Below are 20,735 nucleotides of genomic sequence, written 5' to 3' on the forward strand. Positions count from 1 at the left end.
GTCAGCGGGCAGGCCGGGGGCCCGCTCAGCGCAGGCGGGAGGAGGAGAGGATCGACGCCAGGTGGGCGACCACCATCCCCCAGGTGATCACGGTGATCGCGGCGACCGTCGCCTGCGTCGGGTCGGTGTGGCCGACCACCGCGTCCACGACGGCCGCCGCCAGCAGCACCAGCGAGGCCTCGATCCCGTTGGTCACCCGGTGGATCTTGAACACCGACGCCAGCCTGCGCGCCGTCGCGATGCCCTGCGACCGGGGCTGCGTCGACTCCTCGTCCGCCGGCGCCATCCCACTGCGCGCCCGCGCCACGTCCACCAGGTCGGTGGACGCCTTGAGCAGGACCACGCCCAGCGCGGCCGCCAGGCCCACCGACACCCACAGCTCCGATCCGCCCCGGGCCGCCCGGACACCCGCGCCGATCATCAGCGCGGCGTCCGCCAGGTACGCGCCCAGCCGGTCGACGTACACCCCGGCCATGCTGAACTGCTTCTTCCAGCGGGCCACCTCGCCGTCCACGCAGTCGAACAGCAGGAAGCCCTGCATCAGCACCACCGCCAGCACCGCGCCCGGCAGCCCCGGGACCAGCAGCGCCGCCCCGGCGCCCACCCCGCAGACCACCATCACCCACGTCAGCGTGTTGGGCGACACCGAGGTCCGCACCAACTGCCGGGTGACGCGCAGCGAGACGGCGCGCATGTAGAGCCGTCCCGCCCAGTGCTCCCCGTTGCGGCTCGCCAGCTTCGCCTGCGGCTGGCAGACCTCCCGCAAATCGGCCAACGCCGGAGCAGCGACCGCCATGATCCGACCCTTCCCTTCGCCTGTGTGATCGTCCGGTCGACCGGACCAAACGATCACACAGGCTAGAGGAGACCAGGCGCTCCCTCCGACCCGGGAGTCACACCAGCGCGACGCCGCCCGCCGACTCGGGCGCGCCGTCCCGGTACAGCCAGGCGCGCTCGGCGGCGGACCAGGTGGTGGTGGTCAGCAGGTACACCCCGGCCGCCAGCGGAACGAGGGCGGCGAACAGCACCGTGCCGAACGACAGGTACGGCAGGACCGCCAGTCCCGGCTGCGGCGGCGCGCCGTCGGCCTTCGCGGCCTGGGCGGCCTGGGCGGTCTGGGCGGCCTGCGCTGCCTGGGCGCGACGGGCCCGCCGGAAGCCGACGTACGCCACCGCCGTCAGGCCCGCGTACAGAACGGCGAACACCGCCCACTGCCCCGCGCCCTGCACCGAGCCCACGTGCAGGCCGAGCGGGGCGCCGAACAGAGTGTGGTCGAGCAGGTCGTTCGGGGTGGTGAACAGCCGGTACATCACCGAGAAGAATGGGATCTGCACCAGCATCGGCAGACACCCCGCGAACGGCGAGGCCTTCTCCTCCCGGTACAGCTCGGCGAGCGCCGCCCGGAGCTTCTCCGGGCGGCCCTTGTGCTTGCGGTTCAGCTCGGCGACCTGCGGCGCCAGCCGGGCGCGCGCCTTCTCCCCGCGAGCCGCCGCCCGCGCCAGCGGGTGGAGCGCCAGGCGGACGCAGACGGTGAACAGGACGATCGCCAGCGCGGTCGGGACGACGTGCGCGAGCGCGGCGACGGTGTCGTGGGCCAGGTCGACGGCCGGGTCGAGAACAGCGAAAACGGACATGGTGGAGCGAGCCCTCCGGGGTCTCGGGGTACGAGTGATCAACGGAGGACGGCCGCGCCTGCGGACCTGCCAGGGGCTACGCGGCCGCCGGGGCCGCTCCCGGCGCCCTCGGGCGCCGTCGGCCCCGGGCGTCCGGATCGCGCTGCGGCAGGAACGCCGTCCGGAACGCGCGCCTGCGCAGCATCCCGTCCCGTACGTTCGCCGGCGCCCGCGCCCCCAGCAGCCGCGCGACGACCAGCGCCCCCGCGACCGCCCCGGCCACCAGCACCACGGCGGCCGCGGCCGCCACCGAGGTCAGCGACCCGCCACCCTCGGCGAGCCACTCCCCACCACTCAGCACCCGGAGCACGCCGAGCAGCATCGCGACCACTGTCACGTCCCTGCCCTCCTCATGCGCTCCGGAGCCGTGTCTTCAGAGCAGGAAGACGATCGGGCCCCTGCCCCGGTTCCCGGTTCAGGCGGTCTGGACGGCGCTGACCCAGACCTGGCTTGCCCCGTCCGCCTGCTCGGCGAAGCACACCGTGGTACCGACCTGCTTGGCGCCGCCCGGGGAGTAGAAGCTCCCGCAGGCCAGGGGGGAGACGGTCGAGGGGTCGGGTGCGCCGATGTGGAGGAAGCCGCCGAGGTCGCCGCTGTCGATGTACTTGCCCTCTCTCCACTCGGTGACCGGGAGACTGTCCCTGAACTCGTTCAGTCCGGTCTGCGGCAGCCGGAACGCGAGGAAGGCGAGGTCGTCCTGGAAACCGTTCTGATAGGCCCACCGGACGTCGACCGCCGCCGTCGGCACCGGCACACGCGCGAACCGGGACACCTCGTCCGAGCTCACGGTCATCCACGCCCCCGGCCGCCCGCTGTCAGGCTTCGGATGGAGATCCTGTTCGTAGGCCCAGTAAAGCAGAGCCACCCCGGCCGCCAGCAGGACCAGCGGGCCGATGACCAGGATCCCGATCACGCGACGGCGACGGGTCCGCCGGGGATCGCAGGAGGGCTGTGTTCCGCTCATCGAGTCTCCCGTCCGGGGTCCGGGCGCGTGCCTTCCCTGGTGCCGTTCTGTCCGGCGCCCGCCCCGGGTGGGGAGGACGCCGTGCCTGGGAACGCGACGGTGGCCGGGGTGCTCCGGCCGGTGATGTCGAACTCCCTGGCCAGGCCGGTCTGGTGGAGTGCTGCCAGGTCGCTGTCCGCGATATTGGTGCCGGCGATCGGAGTGTGCTTGCCGGGGTCCCAGTTGTACCGGTCCCAGAGGCTGACCTGGTACTGGAGCGACACTACGGGCTTGCCGTCCGGGCCGGGCCGGGCGGTCACCACACCGGAAGTGGCGTAGGAGTGGCTACCGATGGCCAGGTACCAGTTGCGCTCGGAATGCATGTCGAAGGTCCGGTGCGCCGAGGCCTCGACGGGGACGGCGACCGGGGCACCGCCCGACTGTGCGTAGGCGTCCAGGGCCATCTGCCGCCACTGCGCCTGGTTGTCAGTGATCTGCTTGTCCACCAGGTTGCGGAGCTTCGGATCGTCACGGAGCATCCGGTCCACGTCGACGTTGAGCGGTTCACCCGTCGCGGTCAGGAAGTGCTGCATGTGGCGCGCGGCGTCCGTGAATCCGGCGAGACTCCCGATTCCGACCAGCAGGTGCTCGGCCGCGACCCCGTTGGCGTAGTCACCGGGGCCGGGCGGACGCTGGGCGAAGGCGCCGGCGCCGGAGTCCGGGGCGTGCCATTCATAGTCGACCGGGCCCAGGACGCCGGCCGCGAGCAGGCGCTCCCCGTCCGTCGCCAGCAATCCCGCCCGGAGGCTCGGGTCGAGCGCGCCCCACCAGGCCCGCAGCGCCTTCGGGTCGGTGGGCATACCAGCAGCCCGGACGAGGTCGGCGCCCGCGTTCGCCACCGCCCCCGGCCGGGTCGCCGGGTCGACCTCGGCGGGGTCGAGGGCGCGCAGGGCGGCCGCAGCGGCGGTGTCTGCCTCGGTGGCGGCGGACACCGCCTTGCCCATGGCCTCGACGTACTGCTGGAGCTCGTCCCACTTCCGCCGCTGGTAGGCGATCGCGTCCGGGTCGTTGCGGTCCTCGGGCGGCAGGGGCGGCAGCGTCACGGTGCCGTCGGCGGCCACGGTGGCGCCGAGGGCCTCGGCGTCGCCGACGGCGCGCAGCAGGTTCTGCTGGGCCTGCGCGAACGCGGACCTGGCGCGGCGCAGGGCGGCGGTGACGGCGAGCGCCTCGTAGTGGAAGGCGGTCAGCTCGTCGGCGATCAGGCCGATCTCACGGGCGGCCTCGTCGGCCGCGACGCCGGTCCAGGCGCGGGCTCCGGCGGGGGCGAGGGAGCCGGGCGCGGCCCCGGTGAGCGGTTGCAGGACGCCGGAGCGCACCTGGCCGGCGATCTGTTCGGTGTGCCCGGCGACGCCGTTCCAGGTGTCGCCGGCCTTGTCCAACGACTCGAATGAGGCGTGCTGGAGCTGCGCGAAGGTCACCATGGCTCACGGCGCCTTGAACGCGGAGGCGGAGGACGCGTCGGTCGACCGGTAGGCGGCGGCGGTGGCCTCCAACCGGTCCGCCGTCATGCCGAGGCGGTTGTCGAGGCTGGTCCACCGGACCTTCCACCAGGTGAGGACCTGCGTGAGCGCGGCGCCGGAGGAGAAGCAGTCGGCGGACAAGGCCCGGGCGGCCGCAGCGGTGTCCGGCTCGGCGTGGCTGACCGTGGACCGCAGCTCGCCCTGGAGGCGGCGGGAGACCCCGGCCGCCTGGCGCAGTGCGGACGGTTCCACCCGGACCGGAGCGCCGGCCGAGGAGCCGTTCGCCCAGGCGGCGGAGGCGCCGCCCGGGTGCGGAATCCCGGAGGGCGGCCCGTCCTGGCCGTAGAGCCATGGATTCTGCTGCGCCTCGGTAGTGGCATCGGCCATGATCGGAGCCCCCCAGCGTGATTGGTCGACCGTCGTACGGTAACGCGGCAACACTCCGTGGGCGGTTCATTCCGGCAATTGCCGCGCGAGGTGTAGCCGCAGGTGCTACACGGGGCTACCTTGGGAGGATGAAGACGATTACCCAGCGGGAGTTCCGGAACAACTCCGCCGCGGTGATGGACGCCGTGGAGGCGGGGGAGACCTTCCACATCACCAGGAACGGGGTCGAGGTCGCCGAGCTGAGGCCGGTCGCGGGGCGGCGGCGGCTCACGGCGGAGGAGCTGGTGGCGCGGCACGTGAAGCTCCCGCGCGTGGACTACCAGCAGATGCGCAAGGAGGCCGAGGACTACTTCGGCCCGGAGGAACTGGTCGGGGACGAGGACGGCGACCCGTTCGAGCGGCCGCGTGGCTGAGCGGCGGCGGGCCTCCCGGCGCCGGCCGGCCGGGGTGCTGGACACCTGCGTCTACATCGACCTGGCGCTGCTCAGCCCGGCCGACCTGCCGGCCGTGCCGGAGCTGACCGCGATCACCTTCGCCGAACTGCAGCAGGGCGTCTCCATGGCCCGCGACCCGGTCAGCCGGGCGGCGCGGATGGAGGTGCTGGGTGCGGCGATGGCGGACTTCGAGCCGCTGCCCTTCGACGCGGCCGCCGCCGCCCGCTACGGCACCCTGGTGACGCTGACCATCGCCGCCGGACGCCAGCCGCGCCCGCGCCGGATCGATCTGATGATCGCCGCGATCGCCTCGGCGCACGGCCTGCCGCTGTACACGCGCAACGTCTCCGACTTCAAGGGGCTGGGCTCGGCCGTCGAGGTCATCGGCGTCTGATCAGGGCCGGCCGCCCACCGGGCGGAGGACCGTCGGGCCCGCTCGACCCGGTCGGCCAGGGCCGCCGCGGCGGGGGCGACGGGCCGCTCGTCACGGTCGTGGTGCACGAGGGCGGGCTGCCGTCCGGCCCCACGGCGGCGACGACGGCCCAGCGCGGCCGGTCGGACAAGCGGAGGACCAGTCGGCGGATGCCGTGGTCGAGCACGAGGGCGGCGACGGCGACGATCACGATGCCCGGCGGATCGCTGATCCGGCCGTGCGTCGGGCCTCCGCGGAAGACCCTGGGCACGCCCGGTACCGGCCGGGCCGGACCACGGCGATCCGAACCGGCTCCCCGCCGTCCGGGCCGGTGACCTCCGCGAACGTGTGGTTCCCGCCCCGCCCGCCGTGCACCCGGGGCGCCCGCAGGGCAGCGGTGCACTCGGCCCGCCCGCGCTCCGCCCGCGCCGCGTCGGCCGCCGCCTTCTGCTCGAACGCGGCGGTCCACTCCCGCTCCCGCCGTCGCCGCTCCTCCCGGGCGGCGCGGCGCTCGTCCACCTCGTCGGTCATCGGATGCTCCCCGGGTCGGCGAGGGCGGCCGCGGCGGTCAGGGCCTGCTCGCGGCGGCGGGTTCGCTGGACGGCGTGACGCGGACGGCCGGTCGGTCCGTCGAACGGTCGGCGGCCGGTGACGGGAGGGAGGAAGCAGGGCCCGGCCGCGCCCGGGGCGAGCGCCGAGGCATCGAGGCCCGGACTCCGGCGGCGCTTCGGCTCGGCCGCGGGCCGCTCGGGCTCCGGTCCCGGGACGAAGCCGGGGACGTCGAGCCGGTCGGAGAGGAGCCGGACGACCGTGCGCGGTGCGGCGGTCATCGGCCGCCCGCGCAGGCCGGTACCGGCAGGTAGACGGCGATGGCGCCCTCGCGTTCGATGCGGTCGGCGAGGGTGGCCGCGGCGGTCAGGGCCTGCTTGCGGTGGCGGGTGCGCTGGACGGTGACGGGGGCGCCGTCCGCGGTGGCGACGACGGCCCAGCGCGGGCGGCCGGTCACTTCGATGAACAGCCAGTGGGCGGCGAGGCCCGGAATCATCAGGACGGCGATGAACTCCGACAGGAGGCCGAGGAGTCCCAGGAGCCCGACGACGAAGTCGGAGCGGGGCCCGCGCTTGTCGGCGACGTCGGCGGCGGGCGGGCCGGTGCCGGCCCTGACGACCTTCAGGTCGACCGGCCGGCCGTCCGGGGTGGCCACCGTGACGGGGGACCAGTGGATCTGCTCGCCCCGGGCCCAGCTGCGGCGTTGCAGGGCGATCGCGTCGGCCCGGGCCCGTCGCGACTGCTCGGCGCTGTCGGCCAGACCCTGCCGGTACCGCTCCCCCCAGGTCTGCATGCCGTGCAGCGTAGGCGGAGGGGAAACGGGCCGGCAGGGGCGCCGGGGCGAGTTCAGCGGAGTTCAGCGCCGGGTCCGGGCCTGCCCGGGCCCGGCGTCAGCCGAGACGGACGGTGGTGCCGGTGGCGGCGGAGGCCCGGGCGGCCTCCAGGACGGTGAGGGTGGCGACGGCGTCGCGCGGGTCGACCGGGGGCGGGGTGCCGGGGGTGGCCAGGGCGGCGGCGACGCCCGCGTAGAAGGCGGGGTAGTCGCCGGGGTCGGTGGGCACGGTGACCGTCGATTCGTCGGTGCCGAGCACGCCGTCGCGGGCCGGGTCCTCGGCGCCCCAGGGGGTCGCGGCGTCGGGGCGCCGGCCGGACCGCAGCGCCGCCTCCTGCGGGTCCATGCCGGACTTGACGTACCCGGCAGTGTCGCCGAGGACCCTCAGGTGCGGGCCGACCAGCGGGGCGAGGGCGCTGGTCCACAGGTGGGAGCGGGTGCCGTCGGCGTGGGTGAGGGCGAGGAAGGCGTCGTCGTCGACCACCGCGCCGTCGCGCCTGACGTCGATCTCCGCGTACACCGTGTCGACCGGTCCGAACAGCGTGAGCGCCTGGTCGACGAGGTGGCTGCCGAGGTCGTAGAGGGTGCCGCCGACCTCGGCCGGGTCGGCGAGCTCGCGCCAGCCGGGCTTGGGCTTGGGGCGGAAGCGCTCGAAGCGGGACTCGAAGCGGTGCACCCGGCCGAGCGCGCCCTCGCGGACCAGCCGGGCGGCGGTGAGGAAGTCGCCGTCCCAGCGGCGGTTCTGGAAGACGGTGAGCAGGGTGCCGCCGGACTCGGCGAGCGCGCAGAGCTCGGCCGCCTCGGCGGCGGTCCCGGCCAGCGGCTTGTCGACCACGGTGGGCAGCCCGGCGGCCAGGGCGGCGCGGGCGAGCGGGGCGTGGGTGCGGTTGGGGGAGGCGATGACGACCAGGTCGAGCGCCTCCGGGTCGGCGAGCAGCTGCTCGGGGGTGTCGACGGCGCGGGCGTCGGGGTGCTCGCGCCTCAGCTGCTCCCGGCGGTCCGGGTTGGCGGTGACCACCGCGTCCAGCCGGAGCCCGGGGGTGGTGGCGATGAGCGGGGCGTGGAAGGCGGAGCCGGCCAGGCCGTAGCCGATCAGACCGACGCGGAAGGGCGGGTGGGTGCCGGAGGGGGTGGCCGGGGTTCGGCGCGCGGAGGTCGTCATACGACCTACTCAACCACGGCGTGTCCGGTCGGCCCGGTTCCGGCGTCGGCTCGGCGGCCGGGACGCCCCCCGTCCCGGCCGGGCCGCGGCGTGACGGGGCGTACGAGGAGGCCGTGCCGCCGCCGCGGTGGGGGACGCGGCGGCGTGGCGCTCACGCTAGCCGGGTCGGGCCGTGCGCCGAAGGGGCATCGCTGCGGTTAGGGGCGCCTTAAGGAGTCCTTGAGGAGGGCATGCCGACGGGCGCGGGCCGTCCGGAGGGGGCGGTCCTTCGGGTACGGCGTCATCCGGGCCGGGCGGTGCAGTACGGTGCCCCGATGATGATCACCCCGCCGCCGGGCCCCTACCAGGCCTACCTGTTCGACTGCGACGGCACCGTCGCCGACTCGATGCCCCTGCACCACGAGGCGTGGAAGCAGGCGCTGGGCGAGTGGGGGTGCGAGTTCCCCGAGGACCTCTTCTACGCCTGGGGCGGCCGCCCCGTCGCGGACATCATCGCCTCGCTCAACGACCGGAACGGCCTCGCCATGCCCGTCGCGCGGGTCGCGCGCCGCCGGGAGGACCTCTTCCAGCGCATGCTCCCGCAACTGCGGGCCGTCCCGGAGACCCTGGAGCACATCGACGACGCCTACGGCCGCCTCCCCTTCGCGGTCGTCTCCGGCAGCACCCGCGAGTCGGTGACCGCTTCGCTGACCGCCGTCGGACTGCTCGACCGGTTCGACGTCCTGGTCTGCGCCGGCGACTACGTCCGGCCCAAGCCCGACCCCGACGGCTTCCTGCTGGCCGCCCGACTCCTCGGCGTCGCCCCCGAACACTGCCTCGTCTTCGAGGACACCGAGATGGGGATCCGGGCCGCGACCGCCGCCGGAATGAAGTCGGTCCGCATCCCGCAACGCCGGACGAAAGGAAATTGACGCCCCGTCAGTTCCTGCACGAAAGGCCTGAGGGGCCGGGGTCGGTCCCACCCGAACGCTAGCGGAAGCCCCGGGCCGAAGTCAGCCCACGGAGCTCCGCCGGGAGGGCCGTTCGCCGCGGCTGTCCCGCCGGCGGGACAGCGGGCGGGACGGCGGGCGGGAGGTCGGGCGGGACGGCCGGAGCAATTCCTTGCCGCGGTACGGGCGGTGGCTGACAGTATTCGTCGCCGAACGATCATCAGCCCGGACGAGAAAGGCCCGCCGATGGACCACCCGCCGATGGACCGCCCATGGATCCGCACCTTGTTCAGCGGGTTGCTGTCGGAGGAGACCGTCACCCTGATCAGCGACCGGTACGACGACTACCGGGACGCCCCGCTGACGCAGCTCGGACTCGAATCCATGGCCGTGATGGGGCTGGTGGTCAGGATGGAGACCGAGTTCGGCAAGGAGGTCGACTACGAGGCCTTCCGGCTGGACGACGTGTCGACGCTGGACAGGGTCAAGGAATTCCTGGGAGTTGACTGATCCGATGGACGCGCTGAGGAACACCATCAAGGCAGCCGTCGGACAGTCGGCGGTGCGTGAGACGCTCACCACGCAACTGCGCTTCTACTTCCCCCGGATCACCGCCGTCGAGTTCGGTGCGGACGAGCTGACGGTCGTCTCCGAGGAGGCCGTGCCGCAGGAGAAGCTGGAGCGCTCCGTCCGGCTGATCCTGGACCGCTTCCGGGCGATCCCGAGCGGCGTGCGGACCAGGACGCTGCTCGACTCCGGCGACCCGGCCTCCGTCGAGTCCTGGCTCGCCACCCGCCCCGCCCGGTTCCCCTCGGCGGTGCTGCGCGACGCGGCGGACGCCTTCGCCGGGGAGCTGCGCCGGGTGGCCCGGCGGACCGGGCGCCGGGCGGTCACCGGCCGTGCGGCGGAGCTGCGTTCGGGCGTCAACGTGTACGGGCACGAGAGCGCGGCGCTGCTGGCGGCGCTCGACCGCTTCGCCAACCGCTGCGTCGCCCGGGCGTACGACGCGGAGGAACTGCTGATCCCCTCGCTGATCCCGAGTTCGGTGGTGGACCGGTCGGGCTACTTCGAGACCGGCTGCCAGCACCTGAGCTTCGTCGCGCCGGTGAGCAACGACCCCGACCTGTTCGAGGAGTTCCTGCCGTTCTGGCGCGGATCGGCCCAGCAGGCCCAGCAGGCCGGGCAGGCCGAGCGCGGTGCGGACCGGCAGGTGCTCGACTACCTGAAGGCGCCGCGCGACCTCCTCAACCCCGCGGCCTGCCTGCACTGCTACCGGCTGCTGGAGGGCCAGGTCTTCGCCGAGGACGAGGCCCTGGTGATGACGGTGGGCGGCTCCGTCTTCCGCGACGAGTCCGGCAACCTGAACAACCAGGAGCGGCTGTACGAGTTCCGGATGCGCGAGGGCGTGGTGGTCGGCGGGGCCGGGCCGGTGGCCCGGATGCACGGCGAACTGCTCGACCTGATGGCGATGACCGGACTGCTGCTGGGCCTGGACTTCTCGCTGGAGACGGCCTCCGACATGTTCTTCAACGACGGCGCCGGCGCGCAGCTGTTCGCCCAGCTGGTCTCGGACAGCAAGATCGAGCTGGCCGTCCGCTCGCACACCCTCGGCCGCAAGGTCGCCAGCGCCTCGCTCAACAAGCACGGCAGCCACTTCTCCGACGCCTTCCGGATCCGCGACGAGCGCGGGCTGGCCGCCTCCACCCTGTGCATCGGCTTCGGCATCGACCGGCTGGCCTTCCTGCTCACCGAACACGGGGACGCGGACCTCGCCGCGCTCGCCGACCGCGTCGCCGCGAACGCCGAACGGCTGGCGGGGGAGCGGTCGTGAACCGGACCTTCGTCTGCGTGGAGACGACCGGCCACTTCACCCGGGCTCTGGAGCCGGTGGCCGCGGCCGAGGGCGACCGGCTGCTGTTCGTCTCCGCCCGGGCCGAGCCGCCGGCCGGCGTCCGCTCGCTGCGGATCGACGTGCGCGAGGACCCGCGGCGGGCGGCGGAGGCCGTTGCGGCGGCCTGCGCGGACGAGCCGGCCGTCGCCGCGTTCACCAACCAGGAGCCGTACGTCATCGCGACGGCGGCGCTCGCCGAGGCCCTCGGCGTGGGCCGGAACCCGCTCGCCTCGGCGAGCGCGGCCCGCGACAAGGCACGGATGAAGGAGGTCTGGCAGGCGGCCGGGGTGAGCACCCCGCGCGGCACCCACGCCACCTCGCGCGCCGGGCTGGACCTCGCGGGCGTCGTGTACCCCGCGATCGTCAAGCCGACCCACGGCTTCGCCAGCTGCGGCGTCCGGCGGGTCGAGTCCGAGGAAGAACTGCTGGAGCAGGTGCGCAAGATCGCCCTGCTCAACGCCACCACCATGGCGCAGGGGGGCGTCCCGGGCGGCGGCGGGTTCCTGGTCGAGCAGTGCCTCGAAGGGCGCGAGTTCTCCGTCGACTCCGTCTGGTGCGACGGCCGGCCCGCCGTGGACCTCCTGATGACCAACAGGTCCGACCTGGTCTCCTCCGGGCCGTACTTCCCGGACCGGCTGTACGTACTGGACCCGTCGCTGCCGCCGGAGGTCCGCCGGGCCGTCGTCGACCTGACGCACGACGCCGTCCGCGCCCTCGGCATCTCCCACGGCCCCACCCACACCGAGGTCCGGTTCCACGACGGGACGCCCTACGTGCTGGAGGCGGCGGCCCGGCCCGGGGCCGGCGGGGTCTTCTACGACCTCGCCCGGCACGCCCTCGGCGTCGACCCCATGCGGGCGATGTACCTCAGCCTGGTCTGCGAGGGCCGGGAGGAGTTCGACCGGCGCGCCGAGCCGGCCCTCCGGGAGGCGCAGGTCCCCCGGGACACCAGCTACTTCTGGTTCAACGTGCCCCACCGGGGTTCGGGGATCATCCGCGCCGTCGAGGGCCTCGACGAGGTGCGCGACCGTGCGGAGGTCCTCCTCTGCGTCTGCTTCAAGGAGCCGGGCCAGCGCCTCCACCCGGACGGCGACCTGATCTCCGACTACTTCTGCAACATCACGGGCCGCCACCGCGAGGTACCGGGCGGCCCGAGCCTGCCGGAGCTCCTGAAGAGCTTCGAGGAAACGATAGAGATCGTCTACTGAGCGGCCCGCCCCCTCTCCGCCCCGACCGATGCCGGGCGGACACGGACGGCGGAGAGCGCCCACCGGGCAGCTAGGAAACGGCATGGAATACCGTCAACTCGGCCGCAGCGGCCTGCACGTCAGCGAAATAGCCTACGGAAACTGGCTCACCCACGGGTCGCAGATCGAGGAGGACGGCGCGCGCAGGTGCATCTCCGCCGCCCTGGACGCGGGGATCACCACCTTCGACACCGCCGACGTCTACGCCCTCACCAAGGCCGAGGAGGTGCTGGGGAAGGCGCTCGCGGGAGTGCGGCGCGAGTCCGTCGAGATCTGCACCAAGGTCTACTGGCCCACCGGGCCGGGCGCCAACGACCGCGGGCTCTCCCGCAAGCACGTCATCGAATCGGCGAACGCCTCGCTGCGCCGCCTCGGCACCGACTACATCGACCTCTACCAGGCGCACCGCTACGACCACGCGGTCCCGCTGGCCGAGACGCTGCGCGCGTTCGACGACCTCGTGCGGCAGGGCAAGGTGCTGTACATCGGGGTGTCGGAGTGGCGGGCCGAGGAGATCGCCGAGGCCGTGCGGATCGCCGACGACCTCGGGCTGGACCGGATCGTCTCCAACCAGCCGCAGTACAACATGATCTGGCGGGTGATCGAGACCGAGGTCGTCCCGGTCAGCCGGGAGCACGGCGTCGGCCAGATGGTCTTCTCGCCGATCGCGCAGGGGGCGCTGACCGGCAAGTACCGGCCCGGGGCCGCCCCGCCGGCCGGGTCGCGGGCCACCGACGAGCACGGCGCCAACTTCATCAGGTACTTCCTGGCCGACGACATCCTCCGCAAGGTTCAGCTGCTCGAACCGGTCGCGCGGGACGCCGGCCTGACACCGGCCCAGCTCGCCGTGGCCTGGACGCTGCAGAACCCGGCGGTCTCCGCGGCCATCGTCGGGGCGTCGCGTCCCGACCAGGTCAGGGAGAACGCCGCCGCGTCCGGGGTCCGGCTGGACGAGGGGACGATGCGGCGGATCGACGAGATCCTGGCCGGCGAGATCATCACCGACCCGGCGTACACGCCCGCGTCCAGCACCTACAGCACGGTCGCGGCGCGGGCCGGCCTGGCCCGGCCGTACGACCAGTCCGCCGGCACCTACAGCACCGCGGTCACGGCCGGGGCGGCCGTCGACGGGGTGGCCGTCGGTGCGGGCGTCGGTGCGGCGGCCGGGGGTGGGGGCCGTGGCTGACCGGCCGAAGGGGCGGATCACCGCCGCGCTGCGCCACCGGGACTTCGCCCTGCTCTGGAGCGGGCAGCTGGTCTCCCTGGCCGGCGACGGGATCTTCACGGTGGCGCTTCCGCTGGAGGTGCTGCGCCGGACCGGCCGGGCCTTCGACCTCGGGATCGTCGTCACCGCGCGGACCGTACCGGCCGTCCTGCTGCTGCTGGCCGGCGGCGCGCTGGTCGACCGGCTCTCCCGCCGCCTGGTGATGCTGGTGTCCGACCTCTGCTGCGCACTCGCGGTCGGGCTGGTGGCGGTGCTGATGGCGACGGGGCGGGCCGGGCTCTGGGAACTCGCGGCGCTCTCCGCCGTGTTCGGCGTCGCCAGCGCCTTCTTCAAACCGGCCTCCTCCGCGGTCGTGCCCGAGGTGCTGCCGGCCGAGCTGCTGGTCTCGGCGGGCTCGCTCTCCTCGCTGAGCCACTCCGTGGCGAAGTACCTGCTCGGGCCGCTGGCGGGCGGTGTCCTGGTGGCCGCGATCGGGAACACCTGGGCGTTCGGCCTCAACGCGGTGAGCTTCGCCGCGAGCGCGGTCTGCCTCGCGCTGATGCGCCGGACGCCGCGCCCGGAGCCGTCCGGGGGAACGCTGCTGGACGGCATCCGGGAGGGGCTGCGGTACTGCCGGTCGGTGCCGTGGCTGTGGTGGAGCATGATCGCGGTCGGCATCGCCAACATCACCTGCTACGCGCCGATCACCGTGCTGCTGCCGGTGCTGGTGAAGGACGTGTTCCACGGGGGAGCCGTCGCCCTGGGGGCGCTGTTCGCGGCCGGGGGCGTGGGCGGCGCGCTGGCGGCCGCGTCGGCGGGCAGACGGCCCCCGAGACGGCGGATGACGGCGATCTGGGCGGCCTGGTCGGGGGTCGGCGCCGCGACGGTCGCGCTGGCGCTCGCGCCCTGGGTCTGGCTGTCCGCCGTCTTCACGGCAGCCGCCTGGTTCGGCATGAGCTACGGGAACATCCTCTGGTACTCGCTGATGCAGCGTGAGCTGCGGCCCGAGATGCTGGGGCGCGCCGCCTCGGTGGACTCGGCGCTCTCGCTGGCCCTGACCCCGCTCGGCACGCTCGTCGGCGGCGCGGCGGCCGGGCTGGTGGACGTCCGGCTGACCCTGGTGGTCGGCGGTCTGGCGACGGCCGGCACCGCCGCGGTGCTGCTGGTGCCGGGGGTCAGGGAGCCGGACCGCCCGGCCCACCCCACGGGTTCTCGAACGCTTGACCCCCCTGGGATTGTCCTGCCATGATCAAGATGTCATCAAGGTGAACAGAATTCAAACTTAAGATGAATCAGTGATTACGGGGGAAACTGTGATCATGATGCCCGTGGCGGCGCCGGGAAACTCCCAGAAACAACTGGTGGAGTTCGGGGCGGCGGCCGAGGCCGGTGCCATTTCTATTCCGCGGACCGGCCTCGACCTGCCGAACCGGTTGCCGTATGACAAATGGGTAATCATGGGGCGCATGCTTTCGACGGTCCACGCGTCGTCCGCATGGTGTCTCGGCGATTGGCTGGTGCACGGGGAGGCGGCCTACAGCGGCCGTTATCGCGAAGCCGTCGAGAATTGTTCGTTGAATTACCAGACCCTGCGGAACTACGCTTGGGTCGCCCGCAGGTTCCCGCTGTCCCGCCGGCGGGACACGCTCAGCTTCGGCCACCACGCGGAGGTCGGCTCGCTGTCCGAGCCGGAACAGGACTACTGGCTGCGCAAGGCGGAGGACCACGGCTGGTCGCGCAACCGCCTGCGCGCCGAGGTGCGGGCCAGCCTCCACGAGCGCGCGGCCGCGGACGCGCCCGCCGCCGAGGGGGAGGGCGAGGGCGCGAAGGCGGGGGCGGAGGCCGGCGAGAACGGGATCGACCTGCAGCTGGACCTCAATGCCGACCGCGTCAAGCTCTGGCGGGCCGCGGCCGAGCAGGCCAGCCTCAGCGTCTCCGATTGGGCCCTGCGCGCGCTCGACGAAGCCGCCCGCACGGTCTGAGCCGGCGGAACCCTCGCCCCTTCCCACCCTTTTGCCTGCTTTGTTCCTGCTTTCCGCGCAATGCGCGCACCCCTTTCCGAATCGCGCTCCCTCCGCCGTCGGCCGGTCCTCTTCCGCGCCGACCGCTCCAGCCCGCCCGATTCGCCCATTCGCCCATCCATCCGCCGACCGCGCAGTGAAGGAGTGACGGTGACCGAGACGAACGACGTCACGATGACAGCCCCGGAGCAGGCCCGCCGGGAGGTGCAGCTCGACCGGTCCCAGTACTACGTCTGCCACGAGCGGCACGTCTTCCACCGCTACTGCATCCTCCGGGACTCGCCCGCGTTCCCCCTGCTCTTCATGGACCGCTGCTACGACTGGCAGTTCGAGGTCACCGGGGACGTGCCGATCGTCAGCCGCTACAACGGCTTCATGGAGCTGGTCTGCCAGGACTCCTGGGCCGAGCGCGACGTCCCCCGCGAGCAGTTGGGCAAGGAGATCAGGGCCGCCGTCGAGGCCGGCTCCCACGTCGCCCTGCTGGTGTCCCTGGTCCACACCGACGGCACGCCGTACCTCACCGAGTGGCTCGTCGTGGACATCGACGCCGAGGACACCGTCTACTACACCAAGACCAGCCCGGACCCGAACTTCCGGGCCGACCGCAAGCCGGTCCCGTTCGCCGAGCTCGCCGAGAGCCTCGCGTACACCGAGGACGGCCTGGTCCCCGTCACCGAGATCCGGCCCTCGGCCGTCATCGACCGACTGGTCGGCCTGCCCCCGCTGGAGGCCTTCCGCGAGGTGTTCGCCCGCTTCGGCCTGCGCCTCTACGACGGGCGGCTCAGCCGCTACGTCACCCCGGTGGTCGTCGGCGTGGACGGGATCGACCGGCTCGTCGCCGACTGGGAGCGCCGGGCCGACGGGATCCTCGCCGAGGGCGCCGTCCTCTTCAGCGACCAGTCCCGGCTGAACAAGCACATCCAGAACCGGTTCCAGCCGGTCCAGCACTACCTGCACTACCTGCTCGGCGAGCCGGAGATCCGCGCGGCCCTCGGCGAGGAGCTCTGCGGCGAGGTCCGGGAGCAGATCGGCCTGATGGACGCCGCGCTCGCCGACATCCTGAAGTTCAGCAGCCTGCTGGTGCAAATGCCCGACCGGCGGAACTTCGACCTCTACCTCAAGTATCTGCGCCGACTGCGCGACACGGTCGCGGACTACCAGCAGACGAATGTCCGGATCCAGCTGACGCTGCTGAAGTAGTGGTGTCTTTTCTCGTGAAAGGATTTCCTCGTGGCTGCGCCTGGCGGCAAGGGAAACGCTGAATCCGCTGTCGGATCCGGCAGCGGTATCGACGGCGAATTCGATCTGACCGGCCTCACCCCGGAGGCGGTCCGCGGTCTGGACCCGGAGGGGTGCGAGCGGCTCGCCGCGCGGATCCGGAGCTTCCTGATCACCGAGGTCAACCGGACCGGCGGCCATCTCGGGGGCAACCTCGGCGTGGTCGAACTGACCATCGCCCTGCACCGGGTGTTCCGCTCCCCGGACGACCCGATCATCTTCGACATCGGCCACCAGGCCTACACCCACAAGATCCTGACGGGCCGTGCCGCCGGCTTCGCCGAGTTCCGGCAGCGGACCGGCATGTCCGGATTCCCGTCCCGCGAGGAGTCCCCGCACGACACGATGGAGAACAGCCACTCCTCCACCGGACCGGCCTGGGGCCTCGGCATCACCCTGGCCCGCGGCAGCAGGTCGGTGGTCGTGATCGGCGACGGCGCGCTGACCGGCGGCGTCGCCTACGAGGCCATCAACGCCATCGGCGTGCGGCGGCAGCCCGTGGTCATCGTCTACAACGACAACGGCCGCTCCTACGCGCGGACCATGAGCCGCCTGACCGCCGGCGAGCCGTGCGACACCGGGACGGGCGGCGGTCCGCAGGACCAGGGCAACGTCGAACTCTTCTTCACCGCCCTCGGGTTCAGCTACATCGGCGCGGTCGACGGCCACGACTTCGGCAAGCTGGAGGCGGCGCTCGCCGACGCGGCGGGGACCGGCGGACCGGTCGTGGTGCACGTGCGGACCCAGAAGGGGCGCGGCTGGTCCGAGGCCGAGGGCGACGAGATCATGCGCCTGCACCAGGTCGCCGGGACCGGCAGTGCCGCACCCGTGGCGGTGGCCGCACCGGTGGCCGCGCGGGCGGCCGCGGACCTCGCCCGGCTGCCGCTCGGCGACCGGTCCTGGGGCGACGTGCTCGGCGGCACCCTGTGCGAACTCGCCGAGCAGGACCCCCGGGTCCATGTGATCACCGCGGCGATGCCCGACAGCCTGGGCCTGCTGGAGTTCCAGCGCCGCTTCCCCGAGCGCTACCACGACGTGGGGATCTGCGAGCAGTTGGCGGTCGGCCTCGCGGCCGGACTGGCCAGCCAGGGCTGCCGGCCCGTCTTCCCGGTCTTCGCCACCTTCCTCACCCGCGCCCTCGACCAGGTCGTGAACGACGTCGCGCTGCACGGGCTCCCGGTCACCTTCGTGGTCGACCGGGGCGGCGTCACCGGCGGCGACGGCGCCTCGTCGCACGGCATCTACGACGTCGGGCTGCTGCGCACCGTCCCCGACCTGGAGATCTACGCGCCCACCAGCGGCGCCCAGTTGACCGACCTGCTGCGCTCGGCGGTGAGCCGGGACGGCGGCCCGACGGTGGTCCGCTACGCGAAGTGGAAGCCGCTCCGCGACGAGCCCGAAGGCGCCCGCACCAGCGCCCTGCTGCGGCGGCGCGGCAGTGACCTCTGCCTGCTGGCCCACGGCGCCATGGTGCAGACCGCGATGTCCGCGGCGGACGTGCTGGAGCGCGAGCACGGCGTCTCGTCCACGGTGTGGGAGGTCGTCCGGCTGCGGCCGGCGGTCGCCGAGGTGTTCGCCGACGCGGTGGGGCACCGGGCGGTCGTCACCGTCGAGGACCTGGTGGCGGGTTCCGGCCTCTACGCCGACCTGCTCGCGCACCTCGCGGACGCCCGGAACCTCGGTGGCGGGCGGCCCGCCACCGCCGAGATCGCGCTGCCGTCCGCCTTCCTGCCCCTGGGGCCGCGCGACGAGGTGCTCGCCGAGTTCGGGGTGAGCACCGACGCGGTGGTCGCGCGGGCCGAGGGGCTGCTCGGGCTCACGGCCCTGGCCGGCGCCGCACCGGCGACGGGCTGACCCGCGCCCCCGCCCTGTCCTACCCCCCCGACGAGAAAGTCAGCGAAGTGAAGGTTGCGCGCTTTTACGCCCCCGAGAAGATCGTGATCGAGGACTCGCCCGAGCCCGCGCCCGGCCCGGGCGAGGTGAAGCTGAGGGTCCGCAACTGCTCGCTGTGCGGCACCGATCTGAAGATCTACCGGCACGGCAACCACCGGATCGACCCGCCCCGGGTGATCGGCCACGAGATCGCCGGCGAGGTGGTGGAACTGGGCCGCGGCGTCGAGGGCTGGGCCGTCGGAGACCGGGTGCAGGTGATCGGCGCCATCCCGTGCGGGACCTGCCACGAGTGCCGGCGCGGGCGGATGACGGTCTGCCCGAACTTCGAGGCGATGGGCTACCACTACGACGGCGGGTTCGCCGAGTACATGGTCGTCCCGCAGAAGGTCCTCGCCGTCGGCGGGCTGCACCGGATCCCGGACGGCGTGGGCTTCGCCGAGGCGTCCGTGGCGGAGCCGCTCGCGTGCGTGCTGAACGGCCAGGAGCTGATCGGCGTCGGGGCCGGGGACGACGTGGTGGTCGTGGGCTCGGGGCCGATCGGCTGCCTGCACGCCCGGCTGGCCCGCGCGCGGGGCGCCGCCAGGGTGTTCCTGGTCGAGCTCAACCGCGACCGGCTGGCCCGGGCGGCCGAACTGGTCGAGCCGGACGGCGTGGTCTGCGCCGCGGAGGCCGACGTCACCGAGGAGGTCTTCCGGCTCACCGGCGGGCTGGGCGCCGACGTCGTGATCACGGCCTCGGCCTCCGTCCCGGCCCAGGAGGAGGCCGTCCGGTACGCGGCGCGGCGCGGCAGGATCAGCCTCTTCGGCGGGCTGGCCCAGGGCGCTCCGATGACCGCCGTCGACGCCAACCTCGTGCACTACCGCGAGCTCATGGTCATGGGTGCCAACTCCTCCAGCCCGGCCCAGAACGCCCGGGCGCTGGAGCTGATCGCCGCGGGCACCGTCCCCGTGGCCGACCTGATCACCCACACGTTCCCGCTGGACCGCTTCGCCGACGCACTGGAGATCCTGGAGCGCGGGGCGGCGCTCAAGGTGACGATCGCCCCCTGACGGGCCGGTCGTACGGGTTCCGGCCGGGGGCGCGGGTGCCCCCGGCCGGATTTCTGGCATGTCGTGGCCATTGCGGACATGATGACCGTCGGGCCCGGTCCGGGGCCGGAGGGGGAAGTGGAGTCGGAATGCTGTGGAACCGGATCCAGATAGCGTTCGCCGTCACCGTGCGATCGGTGCTGACGGTGCTGCTGTCGGCGGTGGACCTGCTGATCGCCAGTGTGCGGGGCGTGCGGCGCAGGACCCGGCCGGCGGTCCGGCGTTGAGCGCACGGTGATCGTTCGGTCGTGCACGGTGAGCGCCTGGTGGCGGCCCTGCGGGCGGCCCTGCCGCGCCGCCGGGCACAGGGAGGGTGGCCGCAGGCCGTCGCCGCGGGCGACTGGCTAGGCTGGTGCGCGTTGGGGCAGCCAGTGGCGCCCGGCCCGGCCGAGGGTGTCCGGTCCGGAGCGATGTGCGAGATCGTTCAGTACCGTTGCAAGACCGAGGAGACACCGACGTGGCAGAGCGCAAGCCCATTGAGTCGTGGCTGACCGACATGGACGGGGTCCTCATCCACGAGGGCACCCCCATCCCCGGCGCCGAGGAGTTCCTCCGCCGGCTGCGTGAGTCCGGCAAGCCGTTCCTGGTCCTCACCAACAACTCCATCTACACCCCGCGCGACCTCAGCGCCCGCCTGGCCGGCATGGGCCTGGAGGTGCCGGAGGAGTGCATCTGGACCTCGGCCCTGGCCACCGCCAAGTTCCTCAAGGGCCAGCGCCCCGGCGGCACCGCCTACGTGATCGGCGAGGCGGGTCTCACCACCGCGCTCTACCAGGCCGGCTACGTGCTGACCGACAACAACCCGGACTACGTCGTCCTCGGTGAGACCAGGACCTACAGCTTCGAGGCCCTCACCAAGGCGATCCGCCTGATCAACCAGGGCGCCCGCTTCATCTGCACCAACCCGGACGAGACCGGCCCGTCCACCGAGGGCGTGCTGCCGGCCACCGGTTCCGTCGCGGCGCTGATCACCAAGGCGACCGGCGTCGAGCCGTACTTCGTCGGCAAGCCCAACCCGCTGATGATGCGCGAGGCGCTCAACACGGCCGGCGCCCACTCGGAGACCGCCGTCATGATCGGCGACCGGATGGACACCGACATCGTGGCCGGCATGGAGGCCGGCATGGAGACCATACTGGTGCTCACCGGCCTCACCGCCGCCGCCGACGTGGAGCGCTTCCCGTACCGGCCGACCCGCGTGGTCAAGTCGATCGCGGACCTGGTCGAGCTGGTCTAGCCTCCGCACTGCTGTTGACGGGTCCCGCTCCCGGC

The 20,735-nt window shown here is 73.2% G+C and carries 24 protein-coding genes; 14 read left to right on the forward strand and 10 right to left on the reverse strand.

The annotated features are described in order from the left end of the window. Positions 1 to 25 precede the first annotated feature (25 nt). The 6 genes from ACFU74_RS26450 to ACFU74_RS26475 all read right to left on the reverse strand — a co-directional run bounded on the left by ACFU74_RS26450 (position 26) and on the right by ACFU74_RS26475 (position 4,523). Positions 26 to 796 (reverse strand): CDP-alcohol phosphatidyltransferase family protein, encoded by a 771-nt coding sequence (locus ACFU74_RS26450; RefSeq protein ID WP_380761040.1) that lies wholly within the window; start codon positions 794 to 796, stop codon positions 26 to 28. A gap of 97 nt (positions 797 to 893) precedes the next feature. After that, the gene (locus tag ACFU74_RS26455) at positions 894 to 1,634 is read right to left on the reverse strand and encodes a YidC/Oxa1 family membrane protein insertase (RefSeq protein ID WP_380761042.1); all 741 of its coding nucleotides are present in this window, start codon (positions 1,632 to 1,634) and stop codon (positions 894 to 896) included. 76 nt (positions 1,635 to 1,710) lie between these two features. Continuing rightward, complete coding sequence (locus ACFU74_RS26460; protein WP_380761044.1) at positions 1,711 to 2,010, reverse strand: DUF6412 domain-containing protein; 300 nt, start codon at positions 2,008 to 2,010, stop codon at positions 1,711 to 1,713. A gap of 78 nt (positions 2,011 to 2,088) precedes the next feature. Next, positions 2,089 to 2,637 (reverse strand): hypothetical protein, encoded by a 549-nt coding sequence (locus ACFU74_RS26465; RefSeq protein WP_380761046.1) that lies wholly within the window; start codon positions 2,635 to 2,637, stop codon positions 2,089 to 2,091. After that, positions 2,634 to 4,097, reverse strand: a complete 1,464-nt coding sequence (locus ACFU74_RS26470) for a hypothetical protein (RefSeq protein ID WP_380761048.1) — start codon at positions 4,095 to 4,097, stop codon at positions 2,634 to 2,636. The genes ACFU74_RS26465 and ACFU74_RS26470 overlap by 4 nt, the downstream gene beginning before the upstream one ends. Before the next feature lie 3 nt (positions 4,098 to 4,100). Further along, a complete protein-coding gene (locus ACFU74_RS26475; RefSeq protein ID WP_380761050.1) occupies positions 4,101 to 4,523 on the reverse strand; it encodes a hypothetical protein in 423 nt (140 codons plus the stop codon). Positions 4,524 to 4,651: 128 nt separating this feature from the next. Here ACFU74_RS26475 and ACFU74_RS26480 point away from each other — a divergent pair, with 128 nt between their 5' ends. Both ACFU74_RS26480 and ACFU74_RS26485 read left to right on the forward strand, forming a co-directional pair. Continuing rightward, the gene (locus tag ACFU74_RS26480; RefSeq protein WP_350544911.1) at positions 4,652 to 4,936 is read left to right on the forward strand and encodes a type II toxin-antitoxin system prevent-host-death family antitoxin; all 285 of its coding nucleotides are present in this window, start codon (positions 4,652 to 4,654) and stop codon (positions 4,934 to 4,936) included. Next, a complete protein-coding gene (locus tag ACFU74_RS26485; RefSeq protein ID WP_344339892.1) occupies positions 4,929 to 5,351 on the forward strand; it encodes a type II toxin-antitoxin system VapC family toxin in 423 nt (140 codons plus the stop codon). Before ACFU74_RS26480 ends, ACFU74_RS26485 begins: the two co-directional genes overlap by 8 nt. A gap of 225 nt (positions 5,352 to 5,576) precedes the next feature. Here ACFU74_RS26485 and ACFU74_RS26490 read toward each other — a convergent pair whose 3' ends face one another. From ACFU74_RS26490 to ACFU74_RS26505, 4 genes are all read right to left on the reverse strand, one after another. Further along, positions 5,577 to 5,900 (reverse strand): hypothetical protein, encoded by a 324-nt coding sequence (locus ACFU74_RS26490; protein ID WP_380761052.1) that lies wholly within the window; start codon positions 5,898 to 5,900, stop codon positions 5,577 to 5,579. Further along, positions 5,897 to 6,199, reverse strand: a complete 303-nt coding sequence (locus ACFU74_RS26495; RefSeq protein WP_380761054.1) for a hypothetical protein — start codon at positions 6,197 to 6,199, stop codon at positions 5,897 to 5,899. Before ACFU74_RS26495 ends, ACFU74_RS26490 begins: the two co-directional genes overlap by 4 nt. Further along, complete coding sequence (locus ACFU74_RS26500; RefSeq protein ID WP_380761056.1) at positions 6,196 to 6,711, reverse strand: hypothetical protein; 516 nt, start codon at positions 6,709 to 6,711, stop codon at positions 6,196 to 6,198. Before ACFU74_RS26500 ends, ACFU74_RS26495 begins: the two co-directional genes overlap by 4 nt. Before the next feature lie 97 nt (positions 6,712 to 6,808). Then, a complete protein-coding gene (locus ACFU74_RS26505; RefSeq protein ID WP_380761058.1) occupies positions 6,809 to 7,912 on the reverse strand; it encodes a Gfo/Idh/MocA family oxidoreductase in 1,104 nt (367 codons plus the stop codon). 314 nt (positions 7,913 to 8,226) lie between these two features. On the opposite strand from ACFU74_RS26505, the gene ACFU74_RS26510 reads away from it, so the two are divergent. From ACFU74_RS26510 to ACFU74_RS26565, 12 genes are all read left to right on the forward strand, one after another. Next, positions 8,227 to 8,823, forward strand: a complete 597-nt coding sequence (locus ACFU74_RS26510; RefSeq protein WP_380761060.1) for an HAD family hydrolase — start codon at positions 8,227 to 8,229, stop codon at positions 8,821 to 8,823. Positions 8,824 to 9,087: 264 nt separating this feature from the next. Then, the gene (locus ACFU74_RS26515) at positions 9,088 to 9,351 is read left to right on the forward strand and encodes an acyl carrier protein (RefSeq protein ID WP_380761062.1); all 264 of its coding nucleotides are present in this window, start codon (positions 9,088 to 9,090) and stop codon (positions 9,349 to 9,351) included. Beyond that, a complete protein-coding gene (locus ACFU74_RS26520; protein ID WP_380761064.1) occupies positions 9,344 to 10,672 on the forward strand; it encodes a hypothetical protein in 1,329 nt (442 codons plus the stop codon). The genes ACFU74_RS26515 and ACFU74_RS26520 overlap by 8 nt, the downstream gene beginning before the upstream one ends. Next, positions 10,669 to 11,940 (forward strand): ATP-grasp domain-containing protein, encoded by a 1,272-nt coding sequence (locus ACFU74_RS26525; protein ID WP_380761066.1) that lies wholly within the window; start codon positions 10,669 to 10,671, stop codon positions 11,938 to 11,940. The genes ACFU74_RS26520 and ACFU74_RS26525 overlap by 4 nt, the downstream gene beginning before the upstream one ends. An 82-nt stretch (positions 11,941 to 12,022) precedes the next feature. Beyond that, on the forward strand, positions 12,023 to 13,165 hold the full coding sequence (locus tag ACFU74_RS26530) for an aldo/keto reductase family protein (protein WP_380761068.1): 1,143 nt from the start codon (positions 12,023 to 12,025) through the stop codon (positions 13,163 to 13,165). After that, positions 13,158 to 14,432, forward strand: a complete 1,275-nt coding sequence (locus tag ACFU74_RS26535) for an MFS transporter (RefSeq protein WP_380761070.1) — start codon at positions 13,158 to 13,160, stop codon at positions 14,430 to 14,432. Before ACFU74_RS26530 ends, ACFU74_RS26535 begins: the two co-directional genes overlap by 8 nt. 70 nt (positions 14,433 to 14,502) lie before the next feature. After that, entirely contained in the window at positions 14,503 to 15,165 is a 663-nt protein-coding gene (locus ACFU74_RS26540; RefSeq protein WP_380761080.1) for an LmbU family transcriptional regulator, read from the forward strand. 189 nt (positions 15,166 to 15,354) lie between these two features. After that, complete coding sequence (locus ACFU74_RS26545) at positions 15,355 to 16,404, forward strand: hypothetical protein (protein WP_380761072.1); 1,050 nt, start codon at positions 15,355 to 15,357, stop codon at positions 16,402 to 16,404. A 30-nt stretch (positions 16,405 to 16,434) separates the two neighbouring features. After that, positions 16,435 to 18,336: a 1-deoxy-D-xylulose-5-phosphate synthase gene (locus tag ACFU74_RS26550; protein WP_380761074.1), complete on the forward strand. Its 1,902-nt coding sequence runs from the start codon at positions 16,435 to 16,437 to the stop codon at positions 18,334 to 18,336. A gap of 47 nt (positions 18,337 to 18,383) precedes the next feature. Then, positions 18,384 to 19,424, forward strand: coding sequence for a zinc-dependent dehydrogenase (locus tag ACFU74_RS26555; protein WP_380761076.1), 1,041 nt, complete (start codon positions 18,384 to 18,386; stop codon positions 19,422 to 19,424). 128 nt (positions 19,425 to 19,552) lie between these two features. Next, complete coding sequence (locus ACFU74_RS26560) at positions 19,553 to 19,690, forward strand: hypothetical protein (RefSeq protein WP_380761078.1); 138 nt, start codon at positions 19,553 to 19,555, stop codon at positions 19,688 to 19,690. Between the two features lie 230 nt (positions 19,691 to 19,920). Further along, positions 19,921 to 20,700, forward strand: coding sequence for an HAD-IIA family hydrolase (locus tag ACFU74_RS26565; protein WP_350544932.1), 780 nt, complete (start codon positions 19,921 to 19,923; stop codon positions 20,698 to 20,700). Positions 20,701 to 20,735: the final 35 nt, after the last annotated feature.

This window comes from Kitasatospora sp. NPDC057500 (assembly GCF_042802195.1).
Classification (GTDB): Bacteria; Actinomycetota; Actinomycetes; order Streptomycetales; family Streptomycetaceae; genus Kitasatospora.

Coding starts and splice junctions, on each gene's coding strand:
- ACFU74_RS26500 (WP_380761056.1), bottom strand. CDS start 6,711: ATGCAGACCTGGGGGGAGCGGTACCGGCAGGGTCTGGCCGACAGCGCC.
- ACFU74_RS26465 (WP_380761046.1), bottom strand. CDS start 2,637: ATGAGCGGAACACAGCCCTCCTGCGATCCCCGGCGGACCCGTCGCCGT.
- ACFU74_RS26505 (WP_380761058.1), bottom strand. CDS start 7,912: ATGACGACCTCCGCGCGCCGAACCCCGGCCACCCCCTCCGGCACCCAC.
- ACFU74_RS26490 (WP_380761052.1), bottom strand. CDS start 5,900: ATGACCGACGAGGTGGACGAGCGCCGCGCCGCCCGGGAGGAGCGGCGA.
- ACFU74_RS26450 (WP_380761040.1), bottom strand. CDS start 796: ATGGCGGTCGCTGCTCCGGCGTTGGCCGATTTGCGGGAGGTCTGCCAG.
- ACFU74_RS26510 (WP_380761060.1), top strand. CDS start 8,227: ATGATGATCACCCCGCCGCCGGGCCCCTACCAGGCCTACCTGTTCGAC.
- ACFU74_RS26455 (WP_380761042.1), bottom strand. CDS start 1,634: ATGTCCGTTTTCGCTGTTCTCGACCCGGCCGTCGACCTGGCCCACGAC.
- ACFU74_RS26475 (WP_380761050.1), bottom strand. CDS start 4,523: ATGGCCGATGCCACTACCGAGGCGCAGCAGAATCCATGGCTCTACGGC.
- ACFU74_RS26470 (WP_380761048.1), bottom strand. CDS start 4,097: ATGGTGACCTTCGCGCAGCTCCAGCACGCCTCATTCGAGTCGTTGGAC.
- ACFU74_RS26540 (WP_380761080.1), top strand. CDS start 14,503: ATGATGCCCGTGGCGGCGCCGGGAAACTCCCAGAAACAACTGGTGGAG.
- ACFU74_RS26480 (WP_350544911.1), top strand. CDS start 4,652: ATGAAGACGATTACCCAGCGGGAGTTCCGGAACAACTCCGCCGCGGTG.
- ACFU74_RS26530 (WP_380761068.1), top strand. CDS start 12,023: ATGGAATACCGTCAACTCGGCCGCAGCGGCCTGCACGTCAGCGAAATA.
- ACFU74_RS26495 (WP_380761054.1), bottom strand. CDS start 6,199: ATGACCGCCGCACCGCGCACGGTCGTCCGGCTCCTCTCCGACCGGCTC.
- ACFU74_RS26515 (WP_380761062.1), top strand. CDS start 9,088: ATGGACCACCCGCCGATGGACCGCCCATGGATCCGCACCTTGTTCAGC.
- ACFU74_RS26560 (WP_380761078.1), top strand. CDS start 19,553: ATGCTGTGGAACCGGATCCAGATAGCGTTCGCCGTCACCGTGCGATCG.